Raw genomic sequence first — 1,057 nt, 5'->3', positions numbered from 1 at the left:
AGTAAAATCGGAGAATATTCGGATAAAGAATTTATTCATTTTTTTGGATTAAATGGATAAGAATAAGATCTTTTAGAATGAGATATCAAAATTGGTTTTCCTAAGGCAAAAAAGTGACCCAGTTTAAACATAAAATTTCAAAATCACGATTTGTATCTGGAATTCAGTGTCCTAAAAAACTGTATTTTGATTTATATAGGCATGACTTAAGACCTTCATTATCTGATTCTCAAGAACTTCTCTTTGAAAATGGAAATGCCATTGGAAAGCTTGCCCAGCAGGTTTTTCCAAATGGAAAAGATGCAACTCCAATAACCTTTTATGATTTTACTGAATCTATTCTGAATACCAAGAAATGGATGAGGGAAGGCGTTCACACTATATATGAAGCATCATTTTTCTATGAAGAAACATTATCGGCATTGGATATTTTTCATCGAGAAGGGGATGAGATCTGGGCTATTGAAGTAAAAAGTAGTACATCTGTTAAAGATTACTATCTAGTGGATGCATCGCTTCAGTATTGGGTGATGACAAATGCGGGATATCCTCCAGATAAGTTTTTTCTTATGCACATAGATAACAGCTACATCCGTAGAGGAGAGATAGATCCGAAACAGTTATTCACCCTGACAGACATTACGTCTGAGGTGAAGAGTAATTTTGATTGGGTAGGAGAAAATTTACATAGGTTAAAATCGATACAGAAGGACAGGGAACCATTAATCGAAATTGGCAATCATTGCTTAAGTCCTTTTGAGTGCGAATATATACACCATTGCTGGAAACAGATTGCAAAGAAGAATTCTGTTTTTGATTTAACCAATGCGAGAGGTAAATCCTGGAAACTGTATGAGGAAAATATTCTTCATCTAGCCGATATACCTGAAGATTTTCCACTAACAAAAAAACAAAAGATCCAAGTAGATGGAGTCAAATACAATCAATCGAATATTGAAATTGAATTCATTAGAGAATTCTTATCGGGTTGGATGTACCCTCTTTATTTTTTTGATTTTGAAACTATTTTTCCCGCAATTCCGATCTTAGATAATAC

At 33.8% G+C, this 1,057-nt stretch carries 1 protein-coding gene; it reads left to right on the top strand.

Annotation, left to right across the window (positions count from 1 at the left end):
• Positions 1 to 113 precede the first annotated feature (113 nt).
• The coding region (locus EHQ62_RS06800; RefSeq protein WP_208720640.1) for a hypothetical protein at positions 114 to 1,057 on the top strand (944 nt) is incomplete at its 3' end.

The organism is Leptospira jelokensis (assembly GCF_004769635.1).
GTDB lineage: Bacteria > Spirochaetota > Leptospiria > Leptospirales > Leptospiraceae > Leptospira_A > Leptospira_A jelokensis.
This window is presented reverse-complemented; position numbering and strand designations above follow the sequence as displayed.